2 protein-coding genes are annotated in these 1178 nt (G+C 63.3%); both read left to right on the forward strand.

All coding sequences use genetic code 11. The features are described from left to right. Positions 1-331, forward strand: a 331-nt coding sequence (locus tag HF921_RS10185; RefSeq protein WP_215893762.1) for a cupin domain-containing protein, incomplete at its 5' end; no start/stop codon positions are given. After that, positions 328-1178, forward strand: an 851-nt coding sequence (locus HF921_RS10190) for a proton-conducting transporter transmembrane domain-containing protein (protein WP_319025488.1), incomplete at its 3' end; no start/stop codon positions are given. The genes HF921_RS10185 and HF921_RS10190, both read left to right, overlap by 4 nt.

Raw genomic sequence — 1178 nt, forward strand, 5'->3', positions numbered from 1 at the left:
ATTGATCATGCGCGTCGGTGACCGCCGCAAGTTTTACAGTGCCGGTTCCCACGCTTCACTGGAACCGCTGGCCCGCGGCCTGCCGCAAAAGAAAATGCAACCGCTGCTGATGGTACTCGAACCGGGCGGGGAGTGTGGGGAGCATCCCTATACCAGTGCCGAGGGAGAAGAATTCACCATCGTCATCCGCGGGACAGCCGCTTTTGAGCAATCCGGGGTGACCACGGAACTGGGGGAAGGCGACGCCATTTACTATGATCCGCGTCTGCCCCACAACTGGCACAACCGCGGCCACTCCGCAACGACCCTGCTGGTGGTGGTAGCCCAGTGACCTCCTGCCTGCCGCTGGATCTGGCCACCGGGGCATTATTGCTCTGGCTGGGTCTGGGGCTATTGGGCTTTCTGCTGGGCGGCTGGCCGGCCCTCGCCTGTCGGCTGGTCTTTCCCCTGAGCAGCGTGGTCGCCCTGTTACTGACCACCGCCGGATTCACCGCGCTGACGGCCACCCCGGACGACCTGCAACTGCGCGGCTCCCTCCCCGCTCTGCCCTGGTCTTTCCAGATCGATCCCCTCTCGGGATTTTTCCTGATCCTGCTGGGACTGCTGGCCTTCGCGGTAGCGCTGTTTGCCACCGGTTATTTCCGCTCCTTACCGGGACCCGACTTGCGCCGTTTACTGCTCCAGTACCACAGTTTTCTGCTGGGGATGGGGCTGGTTCTGCTGGCGGCCAACGCCTTCACCTTTCTGGTCGCTTGGGAAATCATGGCGCTGGCCTCGTATTTCCTGGTAGTGACGGAGCATGAAGAGGCCGGCAGCCAACGCGCCGGTTTCCTCTATCTGCTCATCGCCCACCTGGGCGCGCTGGCCATTTTGCTGGGCTTCGTCCTCCTCGCCGGGGCGACCATAATCCAGGGCGGGCCATTCAGCGCCATGCTGCACGCCCCCCTCGCTCCGTTCTGGGCATCGGCCGCCTTTCTCCTGACCTTTTTCGGTTTCAGTGCCAAGGCGGGGCTGCTCCCCCTGCATATCTGGCTACCGGATGCCCACCCCGCCGCACCCGCCCCGGTCTCCGCGCTGATGAGTGGGGCGATGCTGCAGATGGCCTTCTATGGCATGTTGCGGGTGGACTTTCTCTTCCTCGGCAAGCTGGCCATGTGGTGGGGTCCTTTTGTCTTGGT

Origin of the sequence: Acidithiobacillus ferriphilus, from assembly GCF_018854775.1 — a bacterium.
GTDB lineage: Bacteria > Pseudomonadota > Gammaproteobacteria > Acidithiobacillales > Acidithiobacillaceae > Acidithiobacillus > Acidithiobacillus ferriphilus.